This window comes from Streptomyces sp. NPDC088400, from assembly GCF_044753355.1.
Taxonomy (GTDB): Bacteria; Actinomycetota; Actinomycetes; order Streptomycetales; family Streptomycetaceae; genus Streptomyces.
In genome coordinates this window covers 54637-71801 of record NZ_JBIVMZ010000021.1, presented here as the reverse complement: position 1 = coordinate 71801, position 17165 = coordinate 54637, and the positions used below count along the sequence as shown (strand labels likewise).

13 protein-coding genes and 1 tRNA gene are annotated in these 17165 nt (G+C 69.0%); 7 read left to right on the top strand and 7 right to left on the bottom strand.

The features are described 5' to 3' along the window. Window position 1: 1 nt before the first annotated feature. A complete protein-coding gene (gene tgmB / locus ACIQD6_RS34230; protein ID WP_401890404.1) occupies window positions 2-970 on the bottom strand; it encodes an ATP-grasp ribosomal peptide maturase in 969 nt (322 codons plus the stop codon). Then, window positions 970-1215 carry a putative ATP-grasp-modified RiPP gene (locus ACIQD6_RS34225; protein WP_401890401.1) on the bottom strand — a complete coding sequence of 82 codons (246 nt, stop codon included), beginning with the start codon at window positions 1213-1215 and terminating at the stop codon, window positions 970-972. Before ACIQD6_RS34225 ends, tgmB begins: the two co-directional genes overlap by 1 nt. Window positions 1216-1470: 255 nt before the next feature. Here ACIQD6_RS34225 and ACIQD6_RS34220 point away from each other — a divergent pair, with 255 nt between their 5' ends. From ACIQD6_RS34220 to purM, 5 genes are all read left to right on the top strand, one after another. Beyond that, entirely contained in the window at window positions 1471-2787 is a 1317-nt protein-coding gene (locus ACIQD6_RS34220; protein WP_401890398.1) for an XRE family transcriptional regulator, read from the top strand. Between the two features lie 260 nt (window positions 2788-3047). Continuing rightward, entirely contained in the window at window positions 3048-3851 is an 804-nt protein-coding gene (locus ACIQD6_RS34215) for a sterol carrier family protein (protein ID WP_401890395.1), read from the top strand. A 74-nt stretch (window positions 3852-3925) separates the two neighbouring features. Continuing rightward, window positions 3926-4846, top strand: a complete 921-nt coding sequence (locus ACIQD6_RS34210) for an META domain-containing protein (protein ID WP_401890393.1) — start codon at window positions 3926-3928, stop codon at window positions 4844-4846. Between the two features lie 178 nt (window positions 4847-5024). Continuing rightward, entirely contained in the window at window positions 5025-6548 is a 1524-nt protein-coding gene (gene purF, locus ACIQD6_RS34205) for an amidophosphoribosyltransferase (RefSeq protein WP_401890390.1), read from the top strand. A 194-nt stretch (window positions 6549-6742) separates the two neighbouring features. Then, window positions 6743-7813: a phosphoribosylformylglycinamidine cyclo-ligase gene (gene purM, locus ACIQD6_RS34200; RefSeq protein WP_401890387.1), complete on the top strand. Its 1071-nt coding sequence runs from the start codon at window positions 6743-6745 to the stop codon at window positions 7811-7813. A gap of 235 nt (window positions 7814-8048) precedes the next feature. Here purM and ACIQD6_RS34195 read toward each other — a convergent pair whose 3' ends face one another. Continuing rightward, entirely contained in the window at window positions 8049-8303 is a 255-nt protein-coding gene (locus tag ACIQD6_RS34195) for a DUF3073 domain-containing protein (RefSeq protein WP_401890385.1), read from the bottom strand. A gap of 421 nt (window positions 8304-8724) precedes the next feature. Continuing rightward, window positions 8725-9807 (bottom strand): Leu/Phe/Val dehydrogenase, encoded by a 1083-nt coding sequence (locus ACIQD6_RS34190; RefSeq protein WP_401890382.1) that lies wholly within the window; start codon window positions 9805-9807, stop codon window positions 8725-8727. A 175-nt stretch (window positions 9808-9982) separates the two neighbouring features. On the opposite strand from ACIQD6_RS34190, the gene ACIQD6_RS34185 reads away from it, so the two are divergent. Continuing rightward, window positions 9983-10861 (top strand): hypothetical protein, encoded by an 879-nt coding sequence (locus tag ACIQD6_RS34185; protein WP_401890380.1) that lies wholly within the window; start codon window positions 9983-9985, stop codon window positions 10859-10861. A gap of 586 nt (window positions 10862-11447) precedes the next feature. Further along, entirely contained in the window at window positions 11448-11654 is a 207-nt protein-coding gene (gene bldC, locus ACIQD6_RS34180; protein WP_030743960.1) for a developmental transcriptional regulator BldC, read from the top strand. Between the two features lie 480 nt (window positions 11655-12134). Here bldC and ACIQD6_RS34175 read toward each other — a convergent pair whose 3' ends face one another. From ACIQD6_RS34175 to hrpA, 3 genes are all read right to left on the bottom strand, one after another. Next, complete coding sequence (locus ACIQD6_RS34175) at window positions 12135-12335, bottom strand: DUF6274 family protein (RefSeq protein WP_401890375.1); 201 nt, start codon at window positions 12333-12335, stop codon at window positions 12135-12137. A 351-nt stretch (window positions 12336-12686) separates the two neighbouring features. Next, window positions 12687-12761: transfer RNA gene (locus tag ACIQD6_RS34170), tRNA-Asp, on the bottom strand. A 115-nt stretch (window positions 12762-12876) separates the two neighbouring features. Next, entirely contained in the window at window positions 12877-17010 is a 4134-nt protein-coding gene (gene hrpA / locus ACIQD6_RS34165; RefSeq protein WP_401890373.1) for an ATP-dependent RNA helicase HrpA, read from the bottom strand. Between the last annotated feature and the right edge of the window lie 155 nt (window positions 17011-17165).

The window sequence follows — 17165 nt, the reverse complement described above, 5'->3', positions numbered from 1 at the left end:
GTCAGTTCCCCGGATGCCGGAGTTGGTCCGCGAGGGCGGCGGCGATCCGTTCGGTGATGGGATCAGGGAACCAGGCCCACTGGCCATTGGGATTGCATTCATACATCCACCAGCGCCCGGCAGGGTCGAGACCGAAGTCGAAAGCCCCGAATACCAGTCCGAAAGCGGCCATGTAGGCCCGCACAGCCGTGACCACCGCCGACGGAGCCTCGATCAGGGCGTAGGACAGCGCCTGGTAGTCCTGGCGCCAGTCCAGACCGGTCGCCCCGTCGATGCGCACCGCGAACAGGTGCTCGCCCACGACAGTGAGGCGAATGTCGGCGACCTTGTCCACGCGGTGCTGAAACAGATGGACGGTCTCCGCCACACCGGCGTCGATGCTCGACGGGTCGACCTCGTCGACCCATACCGTGAGCGCTTGCGCGTCCTCACCGACGTAGTCCGTGTTCCGTACGGGCTTGTAGACCACGGGGCCGTGCTCCACGGCGAATCGGCGTGCCCGCTGAGTGTCGTTCGTGATCAACGTGGGCGGCACGGTCAGCCCGCATCGCGCGGCGCGGGCGAGTTGGGCCGGTTTGTACTCGGCGTCGCGGTTGCGCCAGGGGTGGTTGACGTAGTGGGCCCGGGGAAGCGCTCCCAGGATTCCGCCGAGCCCGTACCGGGCCTGGTCGACGCACCAACTGGCATCCCGTTCGGACAGTCGCGCGGCGGCGGAGTAGGCGCTGGGGCGCCGCCAGTACACCGAGCGCACCCGGTCGAGGCCAATGACCCGGGTCGTGGTGCGCACGCTGCCTCCGAGGCCGGCTTCGCCCAGAGTCGAGTTCACCGTCATCCGCTCCGGGAAGTCGCCGGGATCCAGCCGGACGACCGGGACGCGCCGTTCGTTCAGCTCCCTGACGACCAGATCGGCGGTGGCATCGTCCACTTTCGTGACAACGAGAACGACAGGACGGCTCTGCGCGTCACGCATCAGTCCGTCTCCTGGTCGGTGCCCTGATCGCTGTTGCCGTCCAGGCTGGTCCTCGTTTTCGTCTCATTCGCCGTGGAGGGCTTCTTGTGCCTGCCCGTCATCGGCACGAGACCGCCTTGCGCGTCGATCCACCGGCCGGTCTGTGTTTCCGGATCAAGCACGACTCTCGCGTAGGGGAGCCGGTCCCCGACGGGGAACGGTCGCATACGGCTGAGACCCCATGGTGTGACGGCACGATCGGTCATCTGCTCCTCCTGGTGAGTGCGTTCCAGTGGGTGAACGGTGCGCGGCGGTGCGTCCGGCGGTCGCAGCTCTCCGGCCGTCGGACACACCGGCCCGGCTCGGCCCCGTCGACGAGAAGCCACCATGAGTACAGCTCAGCGGTTCGGGCCCGTACAGGAGTTGGCTGTAGTCCCGCTGTAGCCCCGGTACGGGAGTCGGCGCGGCCCCGGCATGACGCGCAGTACGCTTCCGATCACGCAGGATGAGGGGATGGCCCCGTGGACGACCCGATCCGCCACCCCCTCGCCCACGCCCGGATCGAGCGCGGGTGGTCCCAGGAAGATCTCGCCCGGCAGATCCGGCAGGCGGCACTGTGCCGAGGACTCCGCTCCGGCGTCGCACGGCAGCGCATCTGGAAGTGGGAGAACAACCGAGCGGTGCCCGATGCCAACTCTCAGGCGCTCATCGCCGAGGTGTTCGAGGCCGACCCGAGTTCGGTGGCCGCCCTTGGCTGGCCGGACTGGCTGCCGGGCCGTGACAGCTCGCTCCCCTTCTCGCCGCACAGCGCCGTTCTTGCTCTCCGAGAGGCCCTTCGAACCGCCATGGATCGCCGTACCTTCCTTACGTACAGTTCCACCGCCCTTGCCGGGCTCGCCCAGCAGTGGGCGGCCACCGAACCGCAGACGCTCGCACAGGCGCTGGACGGGAGGCCCGTCAACGCCGAACTCGTCGACATGCTGGTGAACACCGGAACGAAGCTGACCAGCCTTGTCACCGAGCAACGCCAGCACACCCGTACGCTCGTCGATGCCCATCTGGCGACCGTGACCGACCTGATCGAAGGCGGCAACTACGCCCCAGCCGTCGGCAGACGGCTCCACGGACTGGCCGCGAGCTTGTCGCAGACCGCCGGATGGCACCGCTTCGACCAGGGAAAACACGCTGCGGCCAGTCGTTTCTGGCGGGGTGCCCTGCACAGCGCACAGGCCTCCGGTGACCGCGATCTGGGCGCGGGAATTCTCTCCGACCTCGCCTATCAGGCCACATGGCTCAAGGAGCCGAAGGCCGCTGCGGATGTTCTTGAGCACGCGGTGGACCGTACCGGGCATCCGGCCGCACGTTCCCTGCTCAGCCTGCGCCTGGCCCGTGCGCAGGCGGCCCTCGGGGAAGCCGTTGCCTGCCGCCGGTCGCTGTCGAGGGCCGAGGCGGAATTGGGCAGTGCCGCGGGAAGCGGGTCGATGCCGGCCTGGTGCTCATGGATGTCGCCCGCCGATCTTCTCGTGGACTCCGGCCAGTGCCTGCTCGATCTCGGTGCCCCTGAACGCGCACACCAGCTGATCGATGAAGGTATGCGTCTGCTGCCAGCAGCGCGGGACAAGACCCGCGCGGTGTTTCTGACCTACGAGGCGGACGGCTTCTTACGGGCGGGCGAAGCCGATCACGCGGCAGTTGCCGCGAAGGAGTCTCTGGCCCTGGCCAACCGGATCGGAGCCCCGCGCTGCGTCGCGCTGGTTGTCGGTCTGCTCCCGGAGTTCCAGCGGTACGCCGGAGTGGAGGGGGTGGCCGACTTGATGGAACTCGTGCGGGAGAGCTGATGAAGCCAGGCGCGCGGGGGGAATGCCCATCGCGGGGACCGCGGTGATCGCGGGGACTGCGGGGACTGCGGGGACTGCGGGGACTGCGGGGACTGCGGGGACTGCGGGGACTGCGGGGACCGCATCCGCCCGACGCGTCCGCGTGACGCCGACGGGTCTCCGGTCCGCCGGAATTCCCTGCCCATCCGCTCGTGGCCAGGTGGGCCGGACTGCCTCCGCCGGACGTCCGGCCGGGCCCGCCCTGCCGTTAGGCTCCCGCCATGCCACCGGCCAAGAAGCGTCTCCGCAGCTACGACTCCGCCAAGACCCGCGCCGCCGTCCTGGCGCAGTTCGGGAACGTACGCGAGGCCGTCGGCCGGCTGACCCCCGGGCAGCTCGCCCTGCCCACCGGGTTGGGGGACTGGACCGTGCGCGAGCTGGTCGCGCATCTGGCCATGGGCGTCGAGTCCGTGAGCAGGTACCTCGAAGAGCCCGAGCCCGCCGGGTCTTCGGCCGGGCCCGTGATCGCTCTGCCGGAGTGGCCGTTCGCGACCGCCGCTCACGCCGGGGCCATCGCCGACGACGTCACGGCCCTCGCCGCGTCCCGCCCGCCCACCGACCTCTTCGATCGCACCGCCGACCGCGTCGCCGGGCTCCTGCCCGGCGCGGCCGACGACCGGCTGGTCGGGGCGCGGGTCGGGGTGATGCGGCTGGGGGACTACCTCGTCACCCGGACCGTCGAGCTGGTCGTCCATACCGACGACCTGAACCGGGCGGCCGGGCTGAGCGTTCCGTACGACCGGCAGGCGCTGGCCGCCTGTACGCGGCTGCTCGCCGACGCCCTCGCCGTGAAGGCGCCCGGGGCATCGACCGAGGTGCGGATCCCGCCGTACGCCGTGGTGCAGTGCGTGGCAGGTCCCCGTCACACGCGTGGCACCCCGCCCAATGTCGTGGAGACCGACCCGCTCACCTGGATCCGGCTCGCCACCGGCCGTACGACCTGGCCCGAGGCGCTCGACTCCGCGCAGGTCAGCGCGAGCGGGGAACGCGCGGATCTCGCCGGGCTGCTTCCGCTCATGAGGTGACGGTCCGGAGACGACCACGAGGTGACAGTCCGGAGATGACGGAACCGGAGCCTCACCCGCCTCGTCTCATGGGCATGCCGAAGCAGCGGATCACCATCATCACCAAAGTCACAGCCGCCACTACCGTCGCACTGCTCACGCTGGCTGCCTGCGGTACGGAGTCCGGAACCGGGGCCGCCGCAGGGTCGGACTCGGGCTCGGGAAAGGTGAAGGGCGAACTGCCCCTCACCGATGTCCGCTGGCACGTGGACAGCGTCACCGTCGACGGCAAGAAGACGGCCGCACCCACCGGAGCCAGCGTGGAGATCGACACCAAGGGCCGGGCCAGCGCGCGCACGGGCTGCAACTCCCTGGGCGCGGAGGTCAAGGTCGACGGCGACACCATCACCGTGGGCGACAAGACCACCACGGAGATGGGTTGCGCGAAGGATCTTCAGAGCTTCGAGAAGGCCCTGAGCGGCGCGTTCTCCGGGAAGCTCAAGGCGAAGCTCGCGGACAAACAGCTCACGCTCACCACCGCCGACGGGGACGCGATCGCCCTGACCTCCGAGACTCCGGCGCCCCTCACCGGCACCGAGTGGACCGTCGACGCGCTGACCGAGGACTCCACCGCCACCGCGCTGCCCAAGGGCACCGACGGCAAGGCGCACTTCACGTTCAGTAAGGGCGAGGAGCCGGCCGGTAAGGGGAGTGGCAAGGAGAGTGGCAAGGGGAGCGAAAAGGAGAGTGACAAGGCCGCCACGGAGGGTTCCGTGAAGGGCAACCTCGGCTGCAACTCCTTCAGCGCCCCCGCCAAGGTCTCCGGATCCACCATCACCTTCGGCCGGGTCACCTCCACCCGCAAGCTCTGCCCGGGGCCGGAGATGACCGTGGAGCGCCAGGTCCAGAAGATGCTGGAGGGCAAGGTCACATATGAGCTGCACCACCGGGCGCTCACCCTCAAGGCCGCCGACGGCCAGGGCCTGAGCGCCGCCGCGGCCCCTGCGGGGAAGTAGCGGGACTCCGTGGCGGGCACCGGCAGCGGGCCTCCGAAGGGGCCTCCCCCGGGAGATCGGGGGGAGGCCCGCGGGAGGCCGGTGGGTGGGTCTGCGAGAGTCCGGCGGCAGGCGGCCGGAGGTGCCGGTGCGTATCCCCAATTCGGACCAGTGGTCGATCTCGCCTACACTCGGTGGCGTGCCTCGTGGTGATGGACGACTCAACCACGACCTGCTTCCCGGCGAGAAGGGCCCTCAGGACGCTTGCGGCGTCTTCGGGGTCTGGGCTCCGGGTGAAGAGGTCGCCAAGCTCACCTATTTCGGACTGTATGCCCTGCAGCACCGTGGACAGGAGTCCGCGGGCATCGCAGTGAGTAACGGGTCCCAGATCCTGGTTTTCAAGGATATGGGGCTGGTCTCACAGGTCTTCGACGAAACGTCGCTCGGCTCTCTCCAGGGCCATATCGCGGTGGGCCATGCCCGCTACTCCACCACCGGAGCCTCGGTGTGGGAGAACGCCCAGCCGACCTTCCGGGCCACGGCCCACGGCTCCATAGCGCTCGGCCACAACGGCAATCTGGTCAATACGGGCCAGCTCGCCGAGATGGTCGCCGATCTCCCCAAGGAGAACGGCCGGGCCACCCAGGTCGCCGCGACCAACGACACCGATCTGATCACGGCGCTCCTGGCCGGTCAGACGGACGACGACGGCAAGCCCCTCACCCTTGAGGAAGCCGCCGTCAGGATCCTTCCCGATGTGAAGGGCGCCTTCTCGCTCGTCTACATGGACGAGCACACGCTCTACGCCGCCCGCGACCCGCAGGGCATCCGCCCGCTGGTCCTCGGCCGGCTGGAGCGCGGCTGGGTGGTCGCCTCCGAGAGCGCCGCTCTCGACATCTGCGGCGCCGCGTACGTCCGTGAGATCGAACCCGGTGAGCTGATCGCCATCGACGAGAACGGTCTCCGTACGCAGCGATTCGCGGAAGCGAAGCCCAAGGGCTGTGTTTTCGAGTACGTCTACCTGGCCCGTCCCGACACGGACATCGCCGGGCGGAACGTCTACCTGTCCCGGGTCGAAATGGGCCGGAAGCTCGCCAAGGAAGCACCGGCCGAGGCCGACCTGGTCATCGCCACTCCCGAGTCCGGCACCCCTGCCGCGATCGGGTACGCGGAGGCCAGCGGTATTCCGTACGGCTCGGGCCTGGTCAAGAACGCCTACGTCGGCCGGACCTTCATCCAGCCGTCCCAGACGATCCGCCAGCTGGGTATCCGGCTGAAGCTGAATCCGCTCAAGGAGGTCATCCGGGGCAAGCGCCTGGTGGTCGTGGACGACTCGATCGTCCGCGGCAACACACAGCGTGCCCTGATCAAGATGCTCCGTGAGGCGGGCGCCGCCGAGGTCCACGTACGGATCTCGTCCCCGCCGGTGAAGTGGCCGTGCTTCTTCGGCATAGATTTCGCCACCCGCGCCGAGCTGATCGCCAACGGCATGACGGTCGAGGAGATCGGCCTCTCCATGGGCGCCGACTCGCTCTCGTACATCTCCATCGACGGGATGATCGAGGCGACCACCATCGCCAAGCCGAACCTCTGCCGCGCCTGTTTCGACGGCGTGTACCCGATGGATCTTCCCGATCCCGAGCTGCTCGGCAAGCAGCTGCTGGAGACCGAGCTGGCAGCGGGCCCGGCCTCGGCGGCCACCGACGCGCTCCGGCGCCCGTAACGGCTCGCACAGCTGCGCAAAGCCCGTACACAAAGCCCGTACAGCTCGCAACGGCCGTACAGCCCGCAACAGCCCGTTCGACGGCAGAGCACCGGTCATCAGATCTCCGATGACATCTGATGACCGGATGCTGACCGAATGCCGATGAACGGCGACCGAATACCGACCGAAATGCCGACAGGAAGTACCCCGCCATGTCCGAAACGACTACAGGTGCCAGCTATGCCGCCGCGGGCGTCGACATCGAAGCCGGTGACCGCGCGGTCGAGCTGATGAAGGAATGGGTGAAGAAGACCCGTCGCCCCGAGGTCCTCGGCGGCCTCGGCGGCTTCGCCGGCCTCTTCGACGCCTCCGCCCTCAAGCGCTACGAGCGCCCGCTCCTGGCCTCCGCCACCGACGGTGTCGGCACGAAGGTCGACCTCGCGCGCAAGATGGGCGTGTACGACACGATCGGCCACGACCTCGTCGGCATGGTCGTCGACGATCTGGTCGTCTGTGGCGCCGAGCCGCTCTTCATGACCGACTACATCTGCGTCGGCAAGGTCCACCCCGAGCGGGTCGCCGCCATCGTCAAGGGCATCGCCGAGGGCTGTGTGCTGGCCGGCTGCTCCCTGGTCGGCGGCGAGACCGCCGAGCACCCCGGACTGCTGGGCGAGGACGACTTCGACGTCGCCGGCGCCGGTACGGGCGTGGTCGAGGCGGACCGGCTGCTCGGCGCGGATCGTATCCGTACGGGTGACGCGGTGATCGCCATGGCGTCCTCCGGTCTTCACTCGAACGGGTACTCACTCGTCCGGCATGTGGTCTTCGACCGGGCCGGCTGGACGCTGGACCGCGAGGTCGCGGAGTTCGGCCGGACCCTGGGCGAGGAACTGCTGGAGCCCACCAAGATCTACTCGCTGGACTGCCTGGCGCTGACCCGCACCACCGAGGTGCACGCGTTCAGTCACATCACCGGCGGGGGCCTGGCCGCCAACCTGGCACGGGTGATCCCGGACGGGCTGCACGCCACGGTGGACCGCTCGACCTGGACGCCCGGCGCGGTCTTCGACGTCGTCGGCGCGGCCGGCCAGGTGGAGCGGCTGGAGCTGGAGAAGACGCTGAACATGGGGGTCGGCATGATGGCCGTCGTCCCGGCGGAGTCCGTCGATGCCGCGCTCACCACGCTGGCGGACCGGGGCGTGGACGCCTGGGTCGCCGGAGAGATCACCGACCGGGGCGACCACACCACGGGCGCGACGCTGACCGGTGACTATTCGAGCTGACCCGATCGCGTACGAGGGAGCTGACCCGATCGCGTACGAGCAGATCCGGTCCGGACCGATCGCTTACGGGGGACCTGAAGGAAACAGGTCCGGGCGACCTGAAGGAAACAGGTCGCCCGTAGGCCGACCGGACACCGGCATACCGACCGCGGGCAGCACAGAACCCGGTCCAGGACTGGACGTCCTGACCCGGGTCAGTGAGGTACTGCGCGAGGTATTACCGACGATCTGGACGTCAAGCGCCGCGGCGCCGCGCCGAGGATCCGGACTCGTCGCCCTCGTCCTCGTCGTCGTTGTAACGATCCGCGTACTGTGCGTACGGGTCGTCTTCCTCGTCGTCGTCGTCCTCGAACGGTTCGCTGTTCGGCGGTTGGTTCGAGGTCGACGCGCCCAGCTCGTTGGCCAGACGCGACAGGTCAGTCCCGCCGCTGTTGTACTTCAGCTGGCGGGCGACCTTTGTCTGCTTGGCCTTGGCCCGGCCGCGCCCCATGGCTCGACCCCCTCGGTGACGGGGCTCGACGGCCCCAGAGTCTTGACACGCGTTCATGAATCAGAACGAGCTCTCCGCAGAGAGACCCGTCCGTAGGGCTTCAACGGTACCTGCTTCCGCGGCCATACGGTACGCCGCCCGCATGACGCGCCCCGGTGCAGGGCCAACAAGGCGCCCTGTCCTCGCTGGTCAGCTGCGATTTTAACCTCTTCTGGGCGGGACGACCCGCCGACCGGCGTGAGTCTCGTCTCCCGGATGCCCCGCCGCCCCGCCTCCGGCCCGTCACTGAGCCGATCCGGCCCGTTCCGAGGCGCCGGAAGCCGGCCTCCGGCATGTCTCCGGCGCGCTTCCGGCACTCTCCATCCCGGCTCCGGACCGTCTCCGGGCCGCTTTCGGGCCGTCTCGGGGCTCCTGCGCGGGGTCAGGTACGGCGAGCTTCGGCCATCCTGTGCTCGGCGATCCGGTCGGCCGCGGCGGCCGGCGGAATCCCGTCTTCCTTCGCACGTGCGAATATTGCGAACGTCGTATCGAAGATCTTCGCGGCCTTCGCGCGGCACCGCTCGAAGTCGAAACCGTGCAGTTCGTCGGCGACCTGGATCACCCCGCCGGCGTTCACCACGTAGTCGGGTGCGTAGAGGATCCCGCGGTCCGCCAGATCCTTCTCGACGCCAGGGTGGGCGAGCTGGTTGTTGGCCGCTCCGCACACCACCGAGGCGGTGAGCACGGGCACGGTCGTGTCGTCCAGCGCGCCGCCGAGCGCGCACGGGGCGTAGACGTCCAGGCCCTCGGTGCGGATCAGGGCCTCGCTGTCGGCGACGGCGGCGACCTGCGGATGCCGGTCGGTGATGGCCCGTACCGACTCGTCCCGTACGTCCGTGATCACGACGTTCGCGCCGTCCTGGAGCAGGTGGTCCACGAGATGGCGCCCGACCTTGCCGACGCCCGCGACGCCGACCGTACGGCCGTGCAGCGACGGGTCGCCCCACTGGTGCTGGGCGCTCGCCCGCATGCCCTGGAAGACCCCGAAGGCGGTCAGCACCGACGAGTCGCCCGCGCCGCCGTTCTCGGGGGACCGCCCGGTGGTCCACCGGCATGCGCGGGCCACGACGTCCATGTCGGCGACATAGGTGCCGACATCGCAGGCGGTGACGTACCGGCCGCCGAGCGAGGCGACGAAGCGGCCGTAGGCCAGCAGCAGTTCCTCGGTCTTGATCTGCTCGGGGTCGCCGATGATCACGGCCTTGCCGCCGCCGTGGTCGAGTCCGGCCAGGGCGTTCTTGTACGACATGCCCCGGGAGAGGTTCAGCGCGTCGGCGACGGCCTCTTCGTCGGACGCGTACGGATAGAAGCGGGTGCCGCCGAGGGCGGGGCCCAGGGCGGTCGAGTGGAGGGCGATGACGGCCTTGAGGCCGCTGGCACGGTCCTGGCAGAGCACGACTTGCTCATGACCCCCCTGCTCCGAGCGGAACAGGGTGTGCAGGACGCCGTCGGTCACATCGGTCACGGTGGTGACTCCCAAGTACGAAGCGGCGGTGGGGAACGCCCGGAAATGCCCCTCCGGGGGTGGAGGAGGGGACGGTTCCGGGACAAGCAAGAGGGTAAGTCCTGCGGGGGCGTGGATCAGCCTCAGTACCGAGGATCACCCCCTGGAGGAGTACGGGCATGGGACGATGCGCCGCATGCCGGCGGTGACTTCCCTCCTCGTCCCTTACTCGTCCTACCTGCGGGTCTATGAACCTTTGGCGGCCTTCCCGGAGCCCGAGAGGGGGCACTGGCGCCGTTACGCCACGCGGGACCGTACGCCGACCGCACAGGACGAACTGCGGCGCTCCCTGGCCGACTTGCTGCCCACCCCGCCGATCCCCGTACCGGTGCACGAGAGCGGGGACGCATTTGTCGTCGAGGTGGACGGCGTCGTGTGCGTCTGTCCGTGGCGGACCCGGCTGCGCGGCTGGCTGGCTCTGGAGGAGCTGGGCGACCTGCTGCCCCTGCCGCTGCTGGACGCGGTGCTGCCGCCGGTGGTGCGCGGGCAGGCGGCGGGGGACTACGAGCGCTGGCGGGAGCGCAATCCGGACGCGCGGCCCTGGATCAGGACGGCGGTGTGGCAGGTCCCGGTGCGCTGGTTCGTGCTCTTCTCGGACGACGAGCGGCTGTACGAAGCGGGCGGGGCGGGACCGGGCGGAGCCGACCCGGTGGGGGCGGACGGGCCCGAGGCGCCGCTGATGCGCTACCGGACCCCGATGGTGGAGGCCCGGCGGCGGCTGGCCCGCGCGCTGAAGACCCTGCGGGACACGGTGGACGACGGGCCGTTGATCGACGGCCTGGTGGATGTGGGGCGGTGGCTGGAGGAGTTCCACCCGCGCTCCCTCGTCGAACTGGACTACGGCGGCCTCGTGCACGCCCTGCCCGGCGCCCAGTTGGCCGAGGACCGCTCGGCGGCCGATGTGGCGGCCGCGATCGCGGCGCTGCGGGACGGGGACGACGAGGGCGCCGGGGCGGCCTACGGGCGGCTCATGGAGCGGTGGCGGGCGGTCCGGGACCGGCAGTTCGCCAACTGAGCCCTATTCTGAGGAGCCACGGGCCGACGGGCAGCGAGTCACGTGACTCACTGCCACCGGTCGGCTCCATGCCCGTTCGGAGCCCGCTTCGGGGCGCCGTGGACGCGGAACGGGCACGGAGTGCACGCGAAACGGACCCGGGGGCGGAGGTCCCGATCCGGGCCTTTGCCTCAAGGGTGACGGACCGCACTAACGGGGCTCTTGCGCCCATCACCCACCCTCGTGTCAAAATAGGACAAGGAGTCCGGGGAGGGTTCCTTCCGCCCAGGTGTGGGCGGAACGCTCGGCATTGCACTGTCTATGGGGGGTCCCGTGACTCCTGATCACTCTGTGACTGATCGTATCTGTGACGTGACTGTCCGCTATGGCATGGTCCATCGGCTTCCGCCACTGATGAACACCTCAGAGGGCAATTCCATCGGTTTGGCCGACGTGGCTGGACGGATGGTGTAGTTGTAGTGCCGAGGACAAGCCGTTCGTCCTATAACCGACTCGGCCTGCGTCCGCCATTTCGGGCAACGTGGGTCAAGGTGCAGAATTTAGAGGAAAGAACCGAGATTGTTCGGTTCTCCCGAGGAGGCCGCTCATGACCGCTCGCACCCCTGAAGCCGAGGCGCTGCTGACTCCGGCTGAGGTTGCCACCATGTTCCGCGTGGACCCGAAGACGGTCACTCGCTGGGCAAAGGCCGGCAAGCTCACGTCCATCCGCACGCTCGGTGGGCATCGCCGGTATCGCGAGGCAGAGGTCCGCGCACTGCTTGCGGGTATTCCGCAGCAGCGCAGCGAGGCCTGAAACCCCCCAACAGGGCTCTTCGGGGCCCGCTGACAGGGCACTACCAGTTCCCCCAACTTGGTTGTTCCCAACTCATAGCTCAACACGACGGGCGCCTGCCCCAACAGGGCCCATGCCCTCGCAACACGGGTAAGTCGTCGGCCGCACTGGACTCCGCCGGGTCCAGTGCGGTCTTTTTTGTGCGCCCGTGGCGGTGGCGACTTGCCCCTGCTGAGTCGGTATGGGGAGGGTGTTGCGGGTGGTTTCGCAGGGTCCGGAAAGAGGGTGCAATTGCACATATTAAATTGGTCAGTTGTAGGAAGGGTGTAAGAGGCCCCATTCTGGAAACTCGTTCGGTGATGCCCGTCACAGCGCATGGCTCTTGCCAAGAGTGGCCGTAACGCCTAATGGATCATGATCGGACGGCCGGTGATCGCCGGCCGCCGGCCCGAAGTGGGAGGCGTGGAGCGCGGTGCGCGGCACGGGGTGCCGGGCCGGGGCCTACCGGCTGCCGGGTAACTCGTCGTCGTAGAGGCCGTCTTCGTCCTGCGAGGGCTCCATGGCGAGCCGCTGGAGGCGATGGCAGATCGGGCAGTACCCGGTGCGGTGCGGTCGGCCGGACACGGCCGCCAGGCGGGACGCCGCGACCAGATGGGCGCGCAGAAGAGCGCCGGTCTCGTGCTTCGTCGTCGATGTCGTCACGCACACCACCCCCGGTGCGGCCCTTGGATGCGATGAAACGTAGGGCCCTGATGCTTAGGTACCCCCACCCGGTGGCGCCGTCAAGGAGAAGAAGGCCTGGTCCCACGGATTTGAGCGTGCCATTACTGCCGCGTTACCGCGCCGTCGACGGTACTTGCCGTATGCAATGGGGTCTGTTCCGTACGGGCGCCTACTGCGAACCGGGGATCACGGCTGCGATCGCCCGCCTCCTGGGGGCGGGACGGAAGCCGGGCACGGCGAGTGGCGGCAGGGCGCCGACGGGCGCTGGCGGGGCGCCGACGGCAGCGAAAGAGCCCGCATCCGAAGGGGATACGGGCTCCATCTTTACTGCGGTCCTGACGGGATTTGAACCCGCGGCCTCCACCTTGACAGGGTGGCGAGCACTCCAAACTGCTCCACAGGACCAGGTTTCGCGGCCTTGTTTTTCTCGGCTGCGGAAACAGACTGTACAGCAGCTCAGAGGGTGCGGTCGAACTGAGCCAGGACCGGGCCGGAGGCGGGTCGGGCGGGCGGACGCGCCCTACGGCGCGGCCGCGTCGATCGCCTTCACGATGCGCTTGTCCGAGACGGGCTGGGCCGTGCCCAGCGCGTGCGCGAAGTAGCTCACCCGCAGCTCCTCGATCATCCAGCGGATGTCCAGGACCTGCTGCGGTACCGGGCGTCCCTTGGGCAGCTGTTCGAGCAGCCAGGCGTACTCGTCCTGCATCTCGTGGACCTTCTCCATCCGCGTGGTGTCGCGCTGGACGGCCGTCGGCATCTGCTGCAACCGCCGGTCCACGGCGACGAGATAGCGCATCAGGTCCGGCAGCCGGCGCAGGCCGGTGCGGGTGACGAAGCCGGCCGGTACGAGGGCCGCCAGCTGGCTCCTGACGTCCTGGACGTTGTTCACCAGGGTCAGGCTGTTCGTGGCCTTCAGACGGCGCTCACAGGCCTGCCAGGCGGCCAGGATCTGCTGGACCTGGTCGACGGTCCGTACGGTCGCGTCGACGAGATCGGCGCGGACCTTCTCGTACAGCTTCCGGAACGATTCCTCGTCCCAGGCCGGACCCCCGTGGTCCGCGATCAGCTTGTCGGCGGCGGCCGTCGCGCAGTCGTCGAAGAGCGCCTGGATCGAGCCGTGCGGATTACGGGACAGCGCCAGCTTGTGCTGGTTGGTGAGCTTGTCCGAGGCGAACTTGGCAGGGTTCACCGGGATGTTCAGCAGGATCAGCCGGCGTGTCCCGGCCCACATCGCCTGCCGCTGCTCGGCCTCCGTGTCGAAGAGCCGTACGGCCACGCTCTCGCCCCGGTCGACCAGCGCCGGGTACGCCCTGACCGGCTGGCCCGCCCGCCGGGTCTCGAAGACCTGGGAGAGCGTGCCGACCGTCCAGTCCGTCAGGCCCGTACGTTCGATCGCCTCCCCGCCCGCGCGCTCGGCGGTGGCCGCGGCGGCCTGCGAGAGCGCCTGGCGGGCCTTGGGACGCAGCTTCAGCTTCAGCGCCTCCAGATCCTTGTCCTCGGCGATCTTGCGGCGCCGCTCGTCCACGATCCGGAAGGTGATCCTGAGGTGATCGGGCATCCGGGACAGGTCGAAGTCCTCGCCCGTGACCGGCACTCCGACCATCCGCTGGAGCTCGCGCGCCAGCGTGACCGGCAGCGCCTCCTGAAGAGGCACAGCGCGCTCCAGGAAGGCCTTGGCGTAGTTCGGCGCGGGGACGTAGTGCCGGCGCACCGGCTTGGGCAGGGAGCGGATCAGCTCCATGACCACGTCCTCGCGCAGGCCCGGGATCTGCCAGTCGAAGCCCTCGGACGTGACCTGGTTGAGCACCTGGAGCGGTACGTGGACGGTCACGCCGTCCGCGTCCGTACCCGGCTCGAACTGGTACGTCACCCGGAACTTGAGCTGCCCCTGCCGCCAGGAGTCCGGATAGTCGTCCTTGGTGACGGACCCGGCCTTCTCGTTGATCAGCATCGACCGCTCGAAGTCGAGCAGTTCGGGCTCGTCCCGGCGCTTGGCCTTCCACCAGGAGTCGAAGTGCGCCCCGGAGACCACGTTCTCCGGTACCCGCTGGTCGTAGAAGTCGTACAGCGTCTCGTCGTCCACCAGGATGTCGCGGCGCCGGGCGCGGTGCTCCAACTCCTCGACCTCGCCGAGCAGTTTGCGGTTGTCGTGGAAGAACTGGTGGTGCGTACGCCAGTCGCCCTCGACCAGCGCGTTGCGGATGAACAGCTCGCGGGACGCCTCGGGATCGATCCGCCCGAAGTTGACCTTCCGGTGGGCGACGATCGGCACGCCGTACAGCGTCACCTTCTCGTACGCCATCACGGCCGCCATGTCCTTCTCCCAGTGCGGCTCGCTGTAGGTGCGCTTCAGGAGATGGCCGGCGAGGGGCTCGATCCACTCGGGCTCGATCTTCGCGTTGACGCGTGCCCAGAGCCGGGAGGTCTCCACCAGCTCGGCGGACATGACGAAGCGCGGCGGCTTCTTGAACAGCGCCGAGCCCGGGAACACCGCGAACTTCGCGCTGCGCGCCCCCAGATACTCGTTCTTCGCGCCGTCCTTCACATCCTTCATGCCGATGTGCGAAAGCAAACCGGCGAGGAGCGACACATGGACGGCCTGGTCCGCCGCGTCCTCCTCGTTGAGATGGATGCCCATCTGCTTGGCGACCGTACGGAGCTGGGAGTAGATGTCCTGCCACTCCCGGATCCGCAGGAAGTTCAGATACTCCGACTTGCACATCCGGCGGAAGGCCGAGGACGAGAGCGTCTTCTGCTGCTCCCTGACGTACCGCCAGAGATTGATGAACGCCAGGAAGTCCGACGTCTCGTCCTTGAAACGGGCATGCTGCTGGTCCGCCTGGGCCTGCTTCTCGGCGGGGCGCTCGCGCGGGTCCTGGATGGAGAGCGCGGCGGCGATCACCATCACTTCCCGTACGCAGCCGTTGCGGTCGGCCTCGATGACCATGCGCGCGAGGCGCGGGTCCACGGGGAGCTGGGAGAGCTTGCGGCCGAGGGGCGTGAGCCGCTGGCCCTTCTTCCCGCCCCGGGGGGCCGTCTGCTGAGTGTTCCCGTCCCCGGGGGTCTTCTGGTCGGCGTCGAACGCGCCGAGTTCCTGGAGCAGTTGCACGCCGTCGCGGATGTTGCGGTGGTCCGGCGGGTCGATGAAGGGGAACTTCTCGATGTCGCCGAGGCCGGCCGCGGTCATCTGGAGGATGACGGACGCCAGATTCGTACGGAGGATCTCGGCGTCCGTGAACTCCGGGCGGGACTCGAAGTCGTCCTCGGAGTACAGCCGTACACAGATGCCGTCGGACGTCCGGCCGCAACGGCCCTTGCGCTGATTGGCGCTGGCCTGCGAGATCGGCTCGATCGGCAGGCGCTGGACCTTGGTGCGGTGGCTGTAGCGGGAGATACGGGCGGTCCCCGGGTCGATCACGTACTTGATGCCGGGGACGGTCAGCGAGGTCTCGGCGACATTCGTCGCCAGAACGATCCGCCGGCCGCTGTGGCGCTGGAAGACGCGGTGCTGCTCGGCGTGCGAGAGCCGGGCGTAGAGCGGCAGCACCTCGGTGCCCCGGAGCTTGCGCTTCTCCAGGGCGTCGGCGGTGTCGCGGATCTCCCGCTCGCCGGAGAGGAAGACGAGGATGTCGCCGGGGCCCTCCGACTGGAGCTCGTCCACGGCCTCGGAGATCGCGGTGATCTGGTCGCGGTCGCCCTCCTCGCCGTCCTCCTCCAGGAGCGGGCGGTAGCGGACGTCCACCGGATACGTCCGGCCCGAGACCTCCACGATGGGGGCGGCGCGCAGGGCTCCGCCCTCGCCGCCGTCCGTGCGTGCGGAGGTGTCCGTGGTGGCGCCCGCGGAGGTGTCTGCGGAAGTGTCTGTGGTGGCGCTTGCGGAGGTGTCTGCGGAAGTGTCTGTGGTGGCGCTTGCGGTGGCGCCTACCGAGGCGAAGCGGCCGAAGTGCCGGGCGAAGCGCTCCGGGTCGATGGTCGCCGAGGTGACGACGATCTTGAGGTCCGGTCGTCTGGGGAGCAGCTGGGCGAGGTAGCCGAGCAGGAAGTCGATGTTGAGGCTGCGCTCGTGGGCCTCGTCGATGATGATCGTGTCGTACGCGAGCAGTTCGCGGTCCGTCTGGATCTCGGCGAGCAGGATGCCGTCCGTCATCAGCTTCACGAAGGTCGCGTCCTGGTTCACCTGGTCGGTGAACCGGACCTTCCAGCCGACGGCCTCGCCCAGGGGCGTGTCCAGCTCCTCCGCGACGCGCTCGGCGACGGTACGGGCGGCGATCCTGCGGGGCTGGGTGTGCCCGATCATCCCGCGGACGCCGCGCCCCAGCTCCAGACAGATCTTCGGGATCTGTGTCGTCTTGCCGGACCCGGTCTCGCCCGCGACGATCACGACCTGGTGGTCGCGTATCGCCTCCAGGATCGTGTCCTTCTTCTGGCTGACGGGCAGTTGCTCGGGGTACGAGACCTTGGGCACCCGCGCGCGCCGCCGCCGCGTCCGCTCGGTGGCCTTCTCGGCCTCACCGGCGAGCTCGTCCAGCACGGCCTGCCGCGCGTCGGGTTTACGGATGCGCCGTGCGCCTTCGAGACGGCGGCCGAGCCGCTGCGCGTCACGCAGCGAGACGTCGGCCAGCAGGGTCTGGAGGTCGGCGAAGGAAGTAGACATACCGAAACCAGGATCTCACCCGGGGCTCCGGGGTGGCGAACCCATTTCACCGGGCCCTGTCCGGTCGTTCTTGCCGGGCCTGGCAAAGAGCGACCGGACAGGGCCTGGACGGGTGTCGCCGTCCGGCGGGGCGTCTTGCGGCCGGTGGGCCGCCG